The sequence below is a fragment of the Pedobacter psychrophilus genome (assembly GCF_001652725.1).
Taxonomy (GTDB): Bacteria; Bacteroidota; Bacteroidia; order Sphingobacteriales; family Sphingobacteriaceae; genus Pseudopedobacter; species Pseudopedobacter psychrophilus.
The window spans coordinates 713,948-731,176 of the sequence record NZ_LWHJ01000011.1 but is presented as its reverse complement, the minus strand read 5'-3'; the positions used below and the strand labels follow the sequence as shown (position 1 = coordinate 731,176).

At 31.1% G+C, this 17,229-nt stretch carries 14 protein-coding genes; 11 read left to right on the top strand and 3 right to left on the bottom strand.

What is annotated here, in order from left to right:
• Positions 1-68 precede the first annotated feature (68 nt).
• From A5893_RS03630 to A5893_RS03610, 5 genes are all read left to right on the top strand, one after another.
• Positions 69-1,460 carry a type III PLP-dependent enzyme domain-containing protein gene (locus A5893_RS03630; RefSeq protein ID WP_068821168.1) on the top strand — a complete coding sequence of 464 codons (1,392 nt, stop codon included), beginning with the start codon at positions 69-71 and terminating at the stop codon, positions 1,458-1,460.
• 67 nt (positions 1,461-1,527) lie between these two features.
• Complete coding sequence (locus tag A5893_RS03625) at positions 1,528-2,235, top strand: 3'-5' exonuclease (RefSeq protein ID WP_068821167.1); 708 nt, start codon at positions 1,528-1,530, stop codon at positions 2,233-2,235.
• Positions 2,225-4,135, top strand: coding sequence for a DUF294 nucleotidyltransferase-like domain-containing protein (locus A5893_RS03620; RefSeq protein ID WP_068821166.1), 1,911 nt, complete (start codon positions 2,225-2,227; stop codon positions 4,133-4,135). Before A5893_RS03625 ends, A5893_RS03620 begins: the two co-directional genes overlap by 11 nt.
• Positions 4,136-4,294: 159 nt before the next feature.
• A complete protein-coding gene (locus A5893_RS03615; RefSeq protein ID WP_068821165.1) occupies positions 4,295-6,556 on the top strand; it encodes a glycosyltransferase family 4 protein in 2,262 nt (753 codons plus the stop codon).
• The gene (locus tag A5893_RS03610) at positions 6,556-7,563 is read left to right on the top strand and encodes a glycosyltransferase family 4 protein (protein ID WP_068821164.1); all 1,008 of its coding nucleotides are present in this window, start codon (positions 6,556-6,558) and stop codon (positions 7,561-7,563) included. The genes A5893_RS03615 and A5893_RS03610 overlap by 1 nt, the downstream gene beginning before the upstream one ends.
• A 4-nt stretch (positions 7,564-7,567) precedes the next feature.
• Here the strand turns inward: A5893_RS03610 and A5893_RS03605 are convergent, their stop codons facing one another.
• The 3 genes from A5893_RS03605 to A5893_RS03595 all read right to left on the bottom strand — a co-directional run bounded on the left by A5893_RS03605 (position 7,568) and on the right by A5893_RS03595 (position 10,761).
• On the bottom strand, positions 7,568-9,031 hold the full coding sequence (locus tag A5893_RS03605; RefSeq protein WP_068821163.1) for a glycoside hydrolase family 130 protein: 1,464 nt from the start codon (positions 9,029-9,031) through the stop codon (positions 7,568-7,570).
• A 45-nt stretch (positions 9,032-9,076) separates the two neighbouring features.
• Complete coding sequence (gene chrA / locus A5893_RS03600; protein ID WP_232456790.1) at positions 9,077-10,288, bottom strand: chromate efflux transporter; 1,212 nt, start codon at positions 10,286-10,288, stop codon at positions 9,077-9,079.
• Between the two features lie 146 nt (positions 10,289-10,434).
• On the bottom strand, positions 10,435-10,761 hold the full coding sequence (locus tag A5893_RS03595) for a hypothetical protein (RefSeq protein ID WP_068821162.1): 327 nt from the start codon (positions 10,759-10,761) through the stop codon (positions 10,435-10,437).
• A 138-nt stretch (positions 10,762-10,899) separates the two neighbouring features.
• On the opposite strand from A5893_RS03595, the gene A5893_RS03590 reads away from it, so the two are divergent.
• From A5893_RS03590 to A5893_RS03565, 6 genes are all read left to right on the top strand, one after another.
• On the top strand, positions 10,900-11,637 hold the full coding sequence (locus A5893_RS03590; RefSeq protein ID WP_068821440.1) for an electron transfer flavoprotein subunit beta/FixA family protein: 738 nt from the start codon (positions 10,900-10,902) through the stop codon (positions 11,635-11,637).
• Between the two features lie 161 nt (positions 11,638-11,798).
• Positions 11,799-12,773, top strand: a complete 975-nt coding sequence (locus A5893_RS03585; protein WP_068821161.1) for an electron transfer flavoprotein subunit alpha/FixB family protein — start codon at positions 11,799-11,801, stop codon at positions 12,771-12,773.
• 322 nt (positions 12,774-13,095) lie between these two features.
• On the top strand, positions 13,096-13,686 hold the full coding sequence (locus A5893_RS03580) for a bifunctional nuclease family protein (RefSeq protein WP_068821160.1): 591 nt from the start codon (positions 13,096-13,098) through the stop codon (positions 13,684-13,686).
• 95 nt (positions 13,687-13,781) lie between these two features.
• On the top strand, positions 13,782-15,026 hold the full coding sequence (locus A5893_RS03575) for a nucleoside permease (protein ID WP_068821159.1): 1,245 nt from the start codon (positions 13,782-13,784) through the stop codon (positions 15,024-15,026).
• Between the two features lie 6 nt (positions 15,027-15,032).
• On the top strand, positions 15,033-16,052 hold the full coding sequence (locus A5893_RS03570; RefSeq protein ID WP_068821158.1) for a DUF3667 domain-containing protein: 1,020 nt from the start codon (positions 15,033-15,035) through the stop codon (positions 16,050-16,052).
• Positions 16,053-16,237: 185 nt separating this feature from the next.
• A complete protein-coding gene (locus tag A5893_RS03565; protein WP_068821157.1) occupies positions 16,238-17,098 on the top strand; it encodes a sigma-70 family RNA polymerase sigma factor in 861 nt (286 codons plus the stop codon).
• The last annotated feature ends 131 nt before the right edge of the window (positions 17,099-17,229 follow it).

Below are 17,229 nucleotides of genomic sequence, written 5' to 3'. Positions count from 1 at the left end.
AAACTTTTCTGATTTCTATACAATTCCATAATTTAATCACATTTTTGCGAAAAAAAATTTAATAATAAATGCAGAGCTACGAAGAATTTCTAGACCTAAGCGTTGGTTTCCCTCAAGAAGGTTTTGATATTATTGATGATGAACTTTATTTCCATGATTTAAATTTGATGGAAATGATTGAAACTTATGGTACACCTTTAAGATTTACTTATTTACCTATCATCAGTAAAAAGATACAACAGGCAAAAATTTTATTTCAAACTGCCATTCTTAAAAATAATTATAGAGGTACCTATAAATATTGCTACTGCACTAAAAGTTCTCATTTTAGACATATTGTTGAAGAGGCATTGAAAAATGATATCCATTTAGAAACTTCTTCTGCTTTTGATATGCCGATGATTGATGCTTTAGAGAAAAAAGGTTCACTAACAAAAGATGTGACAGTTATCTGCAACGGTTTTAAAACTTTTCAATACAAGCAATATATTATTGATATGTTGCATGATGGCTTCACAAATATCATCCCTGTTTTAGATAATAAAGAAGAATTTAATCTTTATGATGATGAAATTGATATTGATACTCCATGTAATTTAGGAATTAGAATTGCTGCTGAAGAGCAACCTGATTCGCAATTTTACACCTCTCGTTTAGGAGTAAGACAAGAAGATGTAATTGATTTTTACACTAATAAAATAAAAAGCAACCCTAACTTTAAAGTTAAACTGCTTCATTTCTTTATCAACTCAGGAATTACCGATACTCCCTATTATTGGAATGAGTTGGAAAAATACGTTACGCTTTATTGTAAATTCAAGAAAATAAATCCAGATTTAGATACTTTGGATATTGGCGGAGGAATGCCATTTAAGGATTCCCTGGTTTTTGATTTCGATTACGAATACATGATTAATGAGATCATTAAACGTATTAAAGAAATTTGTGCTGAGCATGAAGTAATGGAGCCAGATATTATAACCGAATTTGGTAAATATACAGTAGCCGAAGCTTCAGGTATTTTATATAAAGTATTAGGAAGAAAACAACAGAACGATCGTGAAAAATGGTTAATGTTAGATGGTTCTTTCATTACCAATTTGCCAGATATTTGGGCCATGAATCAGCGTTATGTTTTACTACCCATAAATAATTGGGACAGCGAATATGAGCGTGTGAATTTAGGAGGTATTACTTGCGATGGGCAAGATTATTATAATCAGGAAGCGCATGTTGGAAACGTTTTTATGCCTAAAACTCGTAAAGTACAATTTCTTGGATTTTTCCATACGGGTGCTTATCAAGAAGTTTTAAGCGGTTATGGCGGCATACATCATTGTTTATTGCCCTCTCCAAAACATGTTATCATCAGAAGAAATAGAGATGAAACTTTTAATTATGAGGTTTTTGGCGAAGAACAAAATAGTAAACAAGTGATGAAAATATTAGGCTATTTATAAAATTTGAAACTCCCAAATTGGGAGTTTTTTTTTGAATATTACTTTAGTTTAAAAATAGATAAAGAAATTGAAGGATTTTTATTTAGTTGTAGATTCTGAAACATCTGGCTTACCAAAAAAATGGGATTTACCTTACAGCGCTCCCAATAATTGGCCTTACATCTTACAACTAGCTTGGATCATTTTTAATAAAAATGGAGAAGAAATAAAAAGAGAAAACCATTACATCAACATAAAAAATGTAAAAATCTCTAAAGCATCTCAAAATGTACATCACTTAGATTATAACTTCTTAACACTAAATGGGAAAGATAGACTTGAAGTAATGACTAGATTTGCTACCGATTTAGAAACCTATCATCCGCTTATTATCGGACATTTTGTAGAGCTAGATTTTAATCTGATTTGTGCAGAATTTTATCGTGAAAACATTAAAAATTGCATTAATGAATTGCCTCTTTATTGTACAATGATGGCAAGTAAATCCTATATTAAAAATCCATCATTAAAATATCTAAAACTAAATAGGTTTTACAAAACCTTGTTTAATAAACGTCCTGAAATACTTCATGATGCTATTGTTGATGCCGAATTAACCTCAGAAATTTTTTTCCATCTATTAAAAAAAAATGAAATTGATGACGATATAATTGAGCATCAACAGACTTTATTTCATATAAAAAACAAAAAAATCAATCCTAATTTTAAATTGATTGGTTTAGTATTAATTGTCATTCTAACTATTTTAATCAGCTATTTAGCATATGGAAAGTAAATTAGAATTATTAAAAATCACAGCTCCTTTTAATATACTCCCAGAAGATGTTTTAATAGAAATAGCAACACTATTACAAGAAGAATATTATCCAAAAGAAAAATCATTATATCAACAAAATACAACAAAACTTAAAGGAATAGATATTATCGCCGAAGGAGAATTTGAATCTTTTTTTTATGATACTGATCAAAATAAAAGGAATTTAGAAATTTTAAAAAGAGGGCAAACCTTTGGTGGAATTTCAGTTTTACTCAATAAAAGGAAAGCATTAAAAACAATAATTGCCAAAAAAGAAACTAAGGTTTATCATTTACACCGTAAAGAATTTAAGAGTTTATGTGCAGCTTATGAAGAATTCTTTCATTATTTCACGGCAGATTTCGGCAAGAAAATGCTGGATGAAGAATTTGCTCATTTTTATAGAAAACCGGCATCTTTTGAAGAAAGCTACATTGCTGCAGATCAGTTTTTTTCTAGAAAAATTGAAGGTATTGCTTATAAGGAATTAGTAACAGCAAATCAAAATACTCCAATTTTTGAGGTCGCAAAAAAAATGTCTCAAAATAAAGTAAGCTGTTTATTTGTAGAGGATGACGATAAAAAAATTATAGGTTTTGTTACCGATATTATTTTAAGGGATAAGGTTATTGCCGGACAAAGACATTCTGAAGACCCAATTATTAACGTTACAGATAATAATATTATTACCATTAAAAAGGAAGCTTATATCTATGAGGCAGTTTTAATGATGTTTAGGACAAAGACTCGTTATATTCTAATTGAAGAAAGTCAAGGGAATTTCCTAGGGTTTTTAAGTAGAAATAGATTGTTAAGCGAGCAAGCTCAATCCCCACTCCTATTCATCCAATCTGTAAAACTAGCCAATTCTTCAATTGAGCTTAAATCCAAGTGGCAAAAAGTGCCAAATATAGTTTCACAATTATTAGGTCGTGGAGTTCACGCAGAAATTGTAAACGAAGTTATTACTACCATTGCAGATACCATCTCTTTAAAAGTTATTGAAGAAGTTTTTTCTGAGATTGGACCCGCACCAGCTAAATTTGTTTATATAGTTTTAGGAAGTGAAGGACGTAAAGAGCAAACTTTAAAAACTGACCAAGACAATGCTATAATTTATGAAGATAAAGCCAATGAGCAAAGGGAATTGGTGCGTAAATATTTCTTAGAATTTGCAACCAGAGTCTCAGATAAATTAAATGATATTGGTTTTGTATATTGCACTGGGGATTTTATGGCTAAAAATCCGAAATGGACACATTCACTTTCTCACTGGAAAAGAAATTATAAAGCCTGGATAGATGATGCTTTACCAGAATCTGCCATTAAATTTTCTACATTTTTTGATTGTAGAGCGATATACGGCCATACACCAATTATGGATGAACTAAGGGAATTTGTAGATAATGAATTAAAGAAACCAACTGAAAAGTTCTTTGTTTACATGGCAAAGAATGCATTACAATATGAAGCTCCGCTTACATTTTTTAAAAATATCAGAACTTTCACACAAGATAAAAAAGAAGTATTTGACATTAAAAGAGCAATGACACCAATTGTAGATTTGGTACGTGTTTATGCTTTACAAAACAGAATTTTTCAGAAAGAAAATACTGGAGAGAGACTGAAAGCTTTGAAAGAAATGGGGATTTTTTCAGAAACTCAATTTAATGAATTAATGCAATCTTATTATTATTTGATGGGCTTACGGCTAAGAAAACAAGCACAACAAATGATAGAAAATAAAGCCGAAGCACAAAACATCATAGATATAGAATCTCTAACAAAAATAGAGCAAGCAACCATCAAAGAAATCTTCAAAACCATTACTAATTTTCAGGACGGTATAAGAATAAAATTTACTGGTAATCTTTTATAGTTTAATATAAAAAATCAAAAATATATAAGTTTAAACACTTATAAGCCAATAAATAGCACAAAAGATTAATTTTTTGTGCTTTCTGTTTACACTTTCATTTTTGGCATACATTTTAGCCATATATTAGTAATCATCTACTCTTTACTAAAATAAATCATCATGAAAATAGCATATATTTCAACATATATGCCTCGCCCATGTGGCTTGGCTACCTTTAATTCCAATCTTAAAAATGCTATTGAAATAAACCTTTTAAATAAGAATCAAGGTGGCTATGTAATTGCAATCAACGATTCTGACGAACTAAATCAATATCAGTATGGTAAAGAGGTCAAATATATCATTAGGCAACAACATCAAAAGGACTACATACAAGCAGCAAATCAAATAAATAATAGTGCAGCTGATGTTTGCGTTATGCAACATGAATTTGGTATTTATGGCGGAGATAGTGGTATTTATGTTTTGCCTTTAATTAAGAGGATAGAAAAACCATTAATTACCATTTTGCATACTGTTTTACAAGACCCCAGTTATATCCAAAAATTAATTATTCAAGAAATTGCTAATCAATCTTCCAGGATTGTGGTAATGGCTGAAAAAGCTGTTGATTTTTTGATGAATATTTATCACATTCCAAAAGAAAAAATTGCACTAATAGAACATGGAGTTCCAGATTATGATGATTCTATTGAAAAAATATTAAACAAGGCTGATTTATTACCCGGTAAAAGAGTACTCCTCACTTTTGGTTTAATATCTAGAAATAAGGGCTTAGAAACCATGATAAAGGCTTTACCAGCAGTTGTAAAAAACCATCCAGATGTTGTTTATACTATTATTGGTAAAACACATCCCCATGTTTTAAAAAATCAGGGAGAAGAATATAGAGATTACCTTAAAAAATTAGCTTCAGATTTAGGCGTAAGTAAAAATGTAAACTTTATTAATAAGTTTTTAGCCGAAGATGAGTTGATGGATTATTTAAAAGCTGCTGAGATTTATATTACTCCATATTTAAATGAAGCCCAAATTACAAGTGGGACTTTATCTTATGCAGTTGGCGCTGGGGCAGCAGTAATATCTACACCTTACTGGCATGCTCAAGAATTACTAAAAAATAACCGTGGTAAATTATTTGATTTTGGAGACTCTGAACACCTTGCTTCAATTATAAATGATTTATTAACCAATGATAAATCCCTAAAAGATATACGTGATAATGCTTATGCTTATGGCCTAACATTACGTTATCCAAAAATTGGTAATATCTATCTTAATTTGGCTAAAGAAATTGTTTCAGAGAATAATCTAAGGCCAATAGTAGAAAAATTTACGCTAAATACTGATTTGCTACCAGCATTTACTTTAGATTATGTTAAAAGATTAACAGATGATACTGGCATCGTTCAACATGCTAAATATGGTATTCCTAATCTTAAAGAGGGATATTGTATGGACGATAATAGTAGAGCTTTAATTTTGGCTCTGATGTCTTACAATCAATTTCAATCAAAGGAAGCTTTAGATTTATTACCAATTTATTTGAGTTTTATACAATACATGCAATGCGAAAATGGAAACTTTAGAAATTTTCTAAGTTTTAAACGTGAGTATTTGGATGAGGTTGGAACGGATGATAGTTATGGACGAACGCTTTGGGCTTTAGGCTTTATGATATGTAATTCGCCAAACAATTCTTATAAAGAATTTGCCAGAGAATTATTTTTTAATTCATTAGAACATTTAGATGAACTTGAGCATTTACGTGGATTTGGAAATAGCATTATAGGTTTAGCCCATTATCTTAAAACTTATCCAGATGAAAATTTAGAAATTAAATTGATTGCCTTGGCTGATAAATTAGTTAATGCCTATCAAATTAATAAATCGGAGAATTGGCATTGGTTTGAGGAAAAAATGACTTATGATAATGCCATTTTACCATTAGCTCTTCTTAAAACTTATGATATTACTAAAAATGTAATCTATAAAGAAATAGGTATAGAAAGTTTAACGTTTTTAGATAAAGAAACTTTAGATCAAGGTTATTATAACCCAATTGGTAATGATGGATGGTTTTATAAAAATCAAGATAAAGCTATTTTTGATCAGCAAGCTATCGAAACTATGGCGGCTGTAATGATGTATTTTCAAGCTTTTGAAGTTACAGAAGATGTAATTTATATCGAAAAGATGTTTAAGACTTACCTTTGGTTCTTAGGAGAAAATGCATTAAGAATACCTTTATACGATCATGAAACAAATGGATGTTGTGATGGATTAACTCCACATGGTATTAATAGAAATCAAGGTGCAGAAAGTACCTTAGCTTATTTTATTTCTCATTTAACAGTTTTGAAAGCCCAGGAGAAAGAGTATTTGTTTGATAAAACAATTATGGGAGTAAGTCGCGATTAATGAAAGTCGCAATTTTGTCTCCTGTTGCTTGGCGAACTCCGCCTGTTCATTATGGCCCATGGGAGCAAATGGCATCAAATTTAGCTGAAAATTTAGTAAAATTAGGGATTGATGTAACGCTCTTTGCAACCGGAGATTCATTTACATCAGGAAAACTAAACTCTGTTATTCTTAAAGGATATGAAACTGAAAAAGGACAAGATGCCAAGGTTTTAGAATGTTTGCATATCAGTAACCTGATAGAAAATGCGGATCAATTTGATATCATACATAATCATTTTGATTTTTTGCCTTTAACTTATTCTAAACTAATAAAAACACCCATAATAACTACCATTCATGGGTTTTCTTCTGATAAAATTATTCCCGTTTATCAAAAATATAATGATCATACCTATTATGTTTCAATCAGTAATTCTGATAGAAGTGATAAACTGAAATATTTAGCTACAGTTTACAATGGATTAAATACTGAAGAATTCACTTTTAATCCGTCTCCAAAAGATCAATTGTTATTTTTTGGAAGGATTCATCCTGATAAAGGAACTGCGGAAGCAATCGCAATAGCGAAAAAAACAAATAAGAAACTAATTATAGCGGGTATTATACAGGACGAAGGCTATTTTGAAAGAGAAATAAAACCACATCTTAATGAAGATGTACAATTTATTGGATCTGCCGGGCCGCAAAAACGAAATGAATTGATGGGAGAATCATTGGCTTTGCTTCATCCTATAAATTTTAACGAACCTTTTGGCTTAAGCGTTGCAGAAGCCATGATGTGTGGAACGCCAGTTATTGCTTTTAATCGTGGTTCTATGCCAGAGTTAATCGAAAATAATAAAAATGGCTTTTTAGTTGATAATGTTGAAAAAGCAGTTGATGCTATTGACAAAACATCTAGTATAGACAGAAAAAAATGTTCGGAACTTGCTAAAAATAGATTTTCAGCAAAAACAATGGCCAGCGAATATTTAAAACTTTACCATCAAATTTTAAATCAATGAGCAATTAATGCTCATTGATTAACTTGTTTAAAAGCATTTCTAAATTTACGGTCATAAATGAAGATGAATAATCCGAAAGTCCATAAGGGATAATTAATTCTCCATTATTGATAATTGACCCACAGGAATAAACCACATTTGGCACATATCCTTCTCGTTCATTTTTATTTGCAATTAATAGAGGCTCTTTTAATCTTCCAATTTCATTAGATGGATCTTCTAAATCTAATAAACTTACTCCCAAACAATATCTACGCATTGCCCCTACTCCATGGGTTACCATTAACCAACCTTTGTCGGTTTCAATTGGCGATCCACAATTGCCAATTTGTACAAATTCCCAAGGGTATTTGGGCGATTGTAATTTAATAGGATTTGTCCAGACATTAATTTTATCTGAATACATAATATAATTATTCCAGCCATCAATTCTAGACATCATTACATATTTCCCATTTATTTTTCTGGGAAATAAAGCTAAATTCTTATTTTTCGCTCCTTCACCATAAACAGGCCTAACTTTAAAATTGTAAAAATCACTGGTTTCTAATAGCTTAGGCATAATGGTATTTCCATCGTATGCGGTATAAGTGGCGTAAAATTTAGAAGATCCATCTTCATTAAAAAATTTAACAAAACGGGCATCTTCAATTCCTTTCCTCTCATATTCTGTAATTGGATAAATGATACGATCGGAGATATCAGTATCTAAAGAAAAAATAATTTCATGATAAGAATCTGCAAGCCAAAGCAATTTATTCAATTCTGTTTCAGATTTATCAATTGATTCATCAGAAACTAATCGATCTATGGTTTCTCTAAGTTTCTTATAATCAAATTTTTCGTCCAGATATTCCTTAGCAAGTTCTAACGTTTTAATAGATATCTGGGCATCTTCCGCTTTTTCTAAAAAATATTTTTTTTTATAAACATTATTTTTGATAATATCTGCCTCATGCACATATCTCCCAGCATTCATTACTTCAATATCATTATTACTTTTTAAAATTGCTGATCTGAAAACAATCGAGGAGATATGCCCTTCGCCAACCGCTCTGAAACTAATAATCAATCTTCTTTCACCCTCTATTAAATCCGATTGATCAGGATCATCAACAATAGAAGGGTTAAAAAAAGCAGCAGATTCTATAGAGTATTCATGCGTAAAATAAGCGCCAATTAATAGTTTTTTAAAATTAGAGGTTTCCTTTACAGCTTGTGCTAAATCCGGTGATTCTACGGCAAGCATATCAGCGTGTTTGATTAAAATTTTAGTGATATTCCTGTGCCTTTTAGAAAATTCTTGTAAAATAGGTGTGATAATTTCAAAAATTTGCTTCTCATCTAAAGCATCTAAATGTTCAATAATTTCTTTTGCCCTCTCATCCCCGTTATAAAAAAAACGAGCTATAACCCTCTTTGGGTCTGGCATTACTGTTACATCTTTTCTGGTTATCGGAATTCTCATAATTTTAATATATGATTATTTTATAAAGTAGTAAAAAATATGATTTTATGCCATTATTAATCCCATTATTATACCGAATAGTATAATATATGGGGTTTTTATTCTGGTAAATCTTAATATTATAAAAGTAGCTATCATAATACCAATGCTTAAAAAATTTAAGCCAATAGGTGCAAGTAAAAGAAAAAATGCAGCTATCATAAATCCTACTGCAACAGCATTTATACCACTTAATGATCGTTTTATTCTGGTTATTTTCTTTAAATCTTCCCAAAAGGGCACAATAAATAAAACTAAAATTATTCCTGGGGCATTAATTCCTACAACCGCAATTAAGCTTCCCATAATCTGCCCAGTTATGCCGTATCCTCTGTTTCCTAAAGACATTGCTCCTAAAAAAGAAGTAAAAGAAAAAGTTGGGCCGGGAATCATTTGCTGAAAAGCAAATCCAGATAAAAACTCCTGTCCTGTTAAATAGTGTTTTACATCTACAAACTCCGTATACATTAAAGGCACTAATACCTGTCCGCCGCCAAAAATGATAATTCCGTTTCTATAAAAATTTTCAAATAATCTGATTGGTAAACTAAACGGTGATGTTCTGTTAATAATTGCTCCTAACAAGCCAAATAATAAGAGAATCCCAATAAAATATGCAACTTTCTTAGTATTGATGTTTGAGAATAATTTTACCCTTAATTCATTTTCTTCATATTTAGTCTCTGTCGCCGAGCTGATGATACCGCCTAATAAAATCAATATCGGAAAAGCATAAGGACTACGTAATATTAAACTGGCTGCAATTGCACACAAACATAAAATTATGTTAACCTCTGATTTTAATGCTGTTTTACCAAAAGAATAGGCAGCAAATGCAACAATACCTAAAGCAATGGGTTGGATAACACTTAATACTTTGGCAAAATGCGCATTTACAGATAAACTCCCATAGCTAATTGCTATAAAGCACATTACAGCTGCAGCTGGTATAGACCAAATTATAAAAGTGATTAAGGAAAGCCACAATCCACCAATTTTATAAGCCACCCCAATTAAGGTTTGCGTAGATGATGGTCCAGGTAAAATCTGAGTTAAGGAATAAAGTTCCATTAATTCTTCCTCAGTTAGATACCGTCTTTTTTTTACAAAATCGTTCAATAAAATGGCTAAATGAGCCTGTGGTCCCCCAAAAGAAGTTAGCATAAAAGCCAATACATCTCCTAAAAAAACCAGATTTCTAAAACGTTTCCCTTTCAAATTGTTTAATTAATTTTGGAAGATAGAATTTTGGATAATAGAATAAATTTCAAGTAGAAATCAATTCATTAACTCAAGCATTCAATCATTCTCTTATTCATTTATCATTCCATTGTTCATTCATTCTTTTAATCCATCATTCAAAATCAATCCTCCATTTCATCTTGCAAACTATTAAATACCCCCATCAATTCACTATATGCATGGTTATCTTTTATTTTTTTTGCCACATCCATTCCTTTTTGATAAGTTTTTAAAGCCAGTTCTTGTTCCTGTCTTAATTCATATAATTTACCTAAATGATAATACGTACCCACATAATCCTGATGGTTTTGCACCAAATCTAAATAAAACTTTAATGCTTCATCCTGGTTATTTAATCTTAGATATTCGGTTGCGAGGGCATATTTCAAAAATGGGTCATTTGGTTCATTGTCTATGAACTCTAATAATTTTTCCAATCTGTTTACCATGTTTTATAAAGCCACTTAATTAATTAAATTTGTATAAAAACCAATTATATGAAACTATCATGATTATACAAAACTTCACTAGATATCATTATCTTTTCATGATTGCTTCATCACCATTAAAAAATAAAAGATAAAATGATGAAAATTTTAGTTTGTATTAGTAACGTTCCAGATACTACCACAAAAATAACTTTTACTAATGATAACACCCAGTTTAATCAAGCCGGAGTACAATTTGTTTTAAATCCTTATGATGAGATTGCGCTTTCTAGGGCAATTGAGCTAACTGATGGTGGCAACGGAACTGTCACAGTGATTAATGTAGGGGAAGCAAGTACAGAACCAACCATTAGAAAAGCTCTAGCAATCGGCGCAACAGATGCAGTAAGAATTAATGCCGCACCAAAAGATGCCTATTTTGTGGCAAAACAAGTTGCTGCTTATGCAAAAGATCAATCTTATGATTTAATTTTAACTGGACGTGAGTCTATTGATTATAATGGAGCAAAGGTAGCCGCTATGTTGGGCGAGCTTTTGGATATTCCTTCCGTTTCTATCATCAAAAAGTTAGAAGTAGATGGTGAAAAAGCAACTGTAGAACGTGAAATTGAAGGTGGTAAAGAAGTATTGACTATTCCTTTTCCATTTGTTGCGGGTACTGCCGAAGGTGTAGCCGAGTGGAAAATTCCAAACATGAGAGGAATTATGAGCGCAAGGACAAAACCTTTGACAGTTGTAGAAGCTATTGATGTACAAATATTGTCTGATATTGTGAAGTTTGAAACTCCAGCTCCTAGAGGTGCCGTTAAATTAGTGGATGCTGGCGATCCAGAAAAACTGATTGAACTTTTACATAGCGAAGCAAAAGTTTTTTAAATTAATTAGGGCGTTCGGGCGGGCTTTGCTCTGTATCTTTTTTTGCCATCTGCAATATGGCCATTTGCAAAAAAAGGATGCCGTTTCAATCCCTAACGCAAAAATGAACGGTTTAAATGATAACGGATGACTTTAAAAACATCCAAATAAAATAAAAAAATATGTCTGTTTTAGTATATGTAGAAAATGCCGAAGGCAAATTCAAAAAATCAATATTTGAGGTTGTATCTTATGCAAAAGCAATCGCAAAACAAATGAATACCAGCTTAATTGCCATTTCAATTGGTAATGTGGCTTCCTCAGAATTAGAAAATTTAGGAAAATACGGAGTAGAAAAAGTGCTAAACGTAACTAATGATAAATTAAAATCTTTTATCAACCAAGCTTATGCTTCTGTAATAGCCGAAGCTGCAAAAAAAGAAGCTGCAAATGTTGTTGTACTTTCTAACTCTTTTTCTGGTAAAGGTTTAGCGCCAAGAATTGGAGTAAAACTAGAAGCAGCAGTTGCTGATGGGGCTATAGAATTACCAACTACCGATGGAAAGTTTATTGTAAAGAAAACTGCGTTTTCTAACAAAGCTTTTGCAATGGTAGAAATGAATTCAGAAAATAAAGTGATTTCTTTAACTCCAAATTCTCACAAAGTGGTAGAAGATGGTACACCTGCTACCATAGAAGAATTTAATTCAGAAAATAAAGATTCTGATTTTAAGGTGATCATTAAAGAAATTGTAAGAGCAACTGATAAAGTTTCTTTACCAGATGCAGAATTGGTTGTTAGTGCTGGTCGAGGTTTAAAAGGACCAGAAAATTGGGGAATGATTGAAGAACTGGCAAATTTATTAGGTGCAGCAACCGCTTGTTCTAAACCAGTTTCTGATGCTGATTGGCGTCCACATAGCGAACACGTAGGGCAAACAGGAATTGCAATTTCTCCTAATTTATATATCGCCATTGGTATTTCTGGAGCCATACAACATTTAGCAGGTGTTTCATCTTCTAAAGTAATTGTTGTGATCAATAAAGATCCTGAAGCACCTTTTTTTAAGGTAGCAGATTATGGAATTGTTGGTGATGCTTTTGAAGTGGTTCCAAAAATGATTGAAGCTGTTAAAGCATTAAAAGCAAATTCTTAATTTTAAATAAAATATTTAAACTCGTTTGTGTTGGTATGCTTACCTTTGCAAACGAGTTTTTAGTTAAAAAGAATTTCTAATCCATACGCTTAGTATTTTTTTGCGTTAACGATTGAAACGACATCCTTTTTTTCTTTTCAGAAAAAAAGATATAGTGGAAAGCGTGTAAAAACGCCTAAATAAAATATAGTGATTAAATAAACACTGGAGTTATTTAATAATAAAATATATAATAACAGAGATTGCCAAAACAATTTTAAAAAAAACCTTACTCACGTTAAGGACTCAACTTATTTGGTAAAGTTTTTGGATAATTTATAAAATGAAGAAATTAAAATTAGATATCATAGGTTTATCATATAGTCAAACTCAATCTGGCGCTTATGCTTTAGTTTTAGGGGAAGTAAGTGGCAGAAGAAGATTGCCAATCATTATCGGTGGATTTGAAGCTCAAGCAATAGCTATTGAGATTGAAAAGATGACTCCTAGTCGTCCGCTTACGCATGATTTATTTAAATCTTTTGCAGAAGCTTATCATATTCATATCTCAGAAATAATTATCTATAATTTAGTTGATGGCGTTTTTTACAGCAAGTTGGTTTGTAACGATGGTAAAAAAAATATAGAGATTGATGCCCGTTCTTCTGATGCAATTGCTTTAGCGGTAAGATTTGGCTGTCCTATTTATACATATGAGTTTATTTTAGCTTCTGCTGGGATTGTCATTGAAGGAAATGATTTTGTGTTTTTGGATAATATAGAACCATCCAAAGAACCAACTGTAACTGGAAATAGCTATTCCACTTTTTCAGATGAAGAATTACAAACAAAATTAAAGGAAGCATTAGCCGAAGAAGCTTATGAAAAAGCGGTAAAAATCCGTGATGAAATCTCTAAAAGAAAATCAAATTAATCCTTTAGAATAAAATTATTTTAAGCAAAATCTCCTTCTTTATAATTTCCTGATTATACATATATTGGCATCTTCAAATTTTGCTAAACTCCGGTATGAATATTAGAATCAGGCTCATCATTTTAAACTTTTTACAATTTTTTGTATGGGGTTCATGGCTCATTTCTTTGGGCGGTTACATGATTGTTACTTTAAAATTTACAGGTGTAGAGGTTGGAAGTATTTTTTCTACCATGGGCATTGCTTCTCTTTTTATGCCTGCCATAATGGGTATTCTTGCAGATCGATTTTATAATGCCGAAAGAGTTCTTGGTTTTTGTCATATTATAGGTGCTGCTTTGCTTCTCCTAGCTACAAGAATTACAGATTATCCTACATTATATATCATTATGTTATTTAATGCCATGTTTTACATGCCAACTATAGCATTAACTAATACGGTATCTTATAATGCATTAGAAAAAAGCGGCCAAGACATAGTTAAATCTTTCCCTCCTATTAGGGTTTGGGGAACTATTGGATTTATAGTTGCCATGTGGGCGGTAGATTTTTTAGGTTTTACAAAAAGTTCTGGGCAATTATATGTTAGCGGGATTTCTGCCTTGGTATTAGGTATATATTCTTTTACAATGCCTAAACGCCCACCTTTAAAATCTTCGGATGCTAGAAGTCTAGCAAATAGTGTTGGTTTAGATGCTTTTGTTTTATTTAAAACAAAAAAAATGGCGATTTTTTTCACCTTTTCAATGTTATTAGGTGCAGCATTACAAATTACCAATTTGTTTGGAGGCTCTTTCTTAGATGACTTTAAAACGCTATATCCAGGCACTTTCGGAGTAGAACATCCTAATTTGTTATTATCCATATCTCAGATTTCAGAAACCCTATTTATCCTTACTATTCCTTTCTTTTTAAGGAGATTCGGAATTAAAAAAGTGATGCTATTCAGTATTATAGCTTGGGTTTTTAGGTTTGGATTATTTGCAATTGGAAACCCAGGAGACGGTTTGTTTTTATTGATATTATCAATGATTATTTACGGAATGGCTTTTGATTTCTTCAATATCTCAGGTTCTTTATTTGTAGAACGTGAAGCTGATCCAAAAATAAGGGCAAGTGCACAAGGTTTATTCATGATAATGACTAATGGTTTAGGTGCTTTTTTTGGTGGGATTTTAAGTGGTTGGGTGGTTGATCATTTTACAACAAATGGAGTAAGGGATTGGGAAAGCATTTGGTTCTCATTTGCAGGATATGCTCTTTTATTAGCTATTATTTTTCCAATAATTTTCAAGTATAAACATCAAAAAGATGAGATGGCAACAGCTGTTGCTCATTAACATGATATGAAACATCGGCATAGAGAAGAAAAAGACTGTTTAAATTGTGGTGCAGAAGTTAGTGGCAACTTTTGTTCTAATTGTGGACAAGAAAACCTTAATCTCCACGAGTCTTTTTGGCACTTTTTAGGGCATAGTGTTGGGCATTATTTTCATTTCGATTCTAAATTTTTTAATACACTAAAGCCTTTAATCACAAAACCTGGGTTTTTAACAGTAGCTTATATTGAGGGAAAAAGAACTCAGTTTTTACAACCTGTTAGCATGTTTATTTTCATCTCTATTGTTTATTTTTTGGTTACGCCATTATTAAAAAATAAAAAGAATGATGAATTTTTTACATTAGATGCTAAAAAGAAAGAAGGTGCTTATATCCCTTTTGAATATGAAAAAGCTTTTGATAGTTTGCCAAAATTTACTGAACCATTAATTACTAAAACATTAGAAAAAGCCGATTTAATAAACTTTTCTAAATTAAGTAAGCAAAGACAATCAGAAGCAATTGATAGCTTAAAGAAAATTAGCAACAACAATAGAAACAATAAAGAGCTAAAATCATATTTAGAGAAAATAAACAGAATATATATTTCTAAGCTAAAAATTGACACTTATGAACCAGAAAATGATGAACTTTCATCATCAGATGTGATGAGGAAATATGGCTCTAAGGTTTTCTTTCTCCTTACCCCGATTTTTGCTTTCTTTCTGATGCGAACTTTTAGAAAAAACGGTAAATTATATTTAGAGCATATTATATATACTCTGCATTTTCAATCTTTTGCGTTTATAGTACTCTTAATAAGCGATCATTTAGTCTTTTTACTTCCTAGCATTATTGGTTCCTTAATAAAAATTGTGGTTTTTGGAGTGTTAGTTTGGTATATTTTCAAAAGTTTAAAATTAGTTTATAAAAGATCAGGAAGAGAAACATTATGGAAAATGTTTCGTCTTGCAATTTACTATTCAATCGCTTTTGGTTTATCAACATTAATTGTTCAAACAATAGTAAATTATATACCACATTAAATACAATAGAAACGTACTGACAAAATTTCAATGGCTTGATTTTTGAGGAATGACAGAAGAATTTATGAATTAATTTTTGTATAAAAATCCCTAACATTTTCAGATATTTAACGTTAAATGAGGTAAATTTTTTTAACTTTGCAGACTTTTGCTTTTAATAGTATCGAGAATATTAATATATATAAATGAGACAACTCAAGATTACGCAATCAATTACCAACCGTGAATCACAATCTTTAGATAAATACCTTCACGAAATTGGTAAAGTTGATCTAATCACTGCCGAAGAAGAAGTTATTCTAGCGCAAAAAATAAGAGAAGGTGACCAAGCTGCTTTAGAGCGTTTAACTAAAACAAACTTACGTTTTGTGGTTTCTGTTGCTAAACAATATCAAAATCAAGGGCTTACATTAGGAGATTTAATTAATGAGGGAAACCTTGGGTTAATTAAAGCTGCAAAAAGATTTGATGAAACTAAGGGTTTTAAGTTTATTTCTTATGCTGTTTGGTGGATTCGCCAATCAATATTACAAGCAATTGCAGAGCAATCTCGTATTGTGCGTTTGCCATTAAATCAAGTAGGTTCTTTAAGTAAGATAAGTAAAGCTTTTTCTAGATTAGAACAAGAGTTTGAAAGAGAACCTTCTCCAGAAGAATTGGCAGAAACTTTAGAAACTACTGTAGATAAAATTTCTGACACCTTAAGTAATTCTGGTCGTCATGTTTCTATGGATGCCCCATTTGTACAAGGTGAGGAAAATACTTTATTAGATGTTTTAGAAAATGATAATCCTAATACAGATAGTAATTTAATAGACGAATCGTTATCAGAAGAAATAAAGCGATCTTTATCTACATTAACAGAAAGAGAAAGAGAAATTATCGTTCTTTTCTTTGGATTAAGTACTAATCATCCCCTTTCATTAGAAGAAATTGGAGAGAAGTTTAATTTAACTAGAGAAAGAGTAAGACAAATCAAAGATAAAGCACTACAAAGGCTTAGACATACTTCAAGAAGTAAAATCTTGAAATCTTATTTAGGATAAGATAATATCTATTATATTTAAAAGCCCAAACCTAAAGTTTGGGCTTTTTTTGTAAAATAATTAAATGCTTAATTTTTTATTAAAAAAAAAACCATCCCAATAATTGGAATGGTTTTTTTAAAGAATTAATT

What these genes read in the sequence shown, in the direction of transcription:
- A5893_RS03615 (WP_068821165.1), top strand. Translation starts at nt 4,295, where the DNA reads ATGAAAATAGCATATATTTCAACATATATGCCTCGCCCATGTGGCTTG.
- A5893_RS03620 (WP_068821166.1), top strand. Translation starts at nt 2,225, where the DNA reads ATGGAAAGTAAATTAGAATTATTAAAAATCACAGCTCCTTTTAATATA.
- A5893_RS03585 (WP_068821161.1), top strand. Translation starts at nt 11,799, where the DNA reads ATGTCTGTTTTAGTATATGTAGAAAATGCCGAAGGCAAATTCAAAAAA.
- A5893_RS03630 (WP_068821168.1), top strand. Translation starts at nt 69, where the DNA reads ATGCAGAGCTACGAAGAATTTCTAGACCTAAGCGTTGGTTTCCCTCAA.
- A5893_RS03605 (WP_068821163.1), bottom strand. Translation starts at nt 9,031, where the DNA reads ATGAGAATTCCGATAACCAGAAAAGATGTAACAGTAATGCCAGACCCA.
- A5893_RS03565 (WP_068821157.1), top strand. Translation starts at nt 16,238, where the DNA reads ATGAGACAACTCAAGATTACGCAATCAATTACCAACCGTGAATCACAA.
- A5893_RS03595 (WP_068821162.1), bottom strand. Translation starts at nt 10,761, where the DNA reads ATGGTAAACAGATTGGAAAAATTATTAGAGTTCATAGACAATGAACCA.
- A5893_RS03580 (WP_068821160.1), top strand. Translation starts at nt 13,096, where the DNA reads ATGAAGAAATTAAAATTAGATATCATAGGTTTATCATATAGTCAAACT.
- A5893_RS03575 (WP_068821159.1), top strand. Translation starts at nt 13,782, where the DNA reads ATGAATATTAGAATCAGGCTCATCATTTTAAACTTTTTACAATTTTTT.
- A5893_RS03570 (WP_068821158.1), top strand. Translation starts at nt 15,033, where the DNA reads ATGAAACATCGGCATAGAGAAGAAAAAGACTGTTTAAATTGTGGTGCA.
- A5893_RS03610 (WP_068821164.1), top strand. Translation starts at nt 6,556, where the DNA reads ATGAAAGTCGCAATTTTGTCTCCTGTTGCTTGGCGAACTCCGCCTGTT.
- A5893_RS03590 (WP_068821440.1), top strand. Translation starts at nt 10,900, where the DNA reads ATGAAAATTTTAGTTTGTATTAGTAACGTTCCAGATACTACCACAAAA.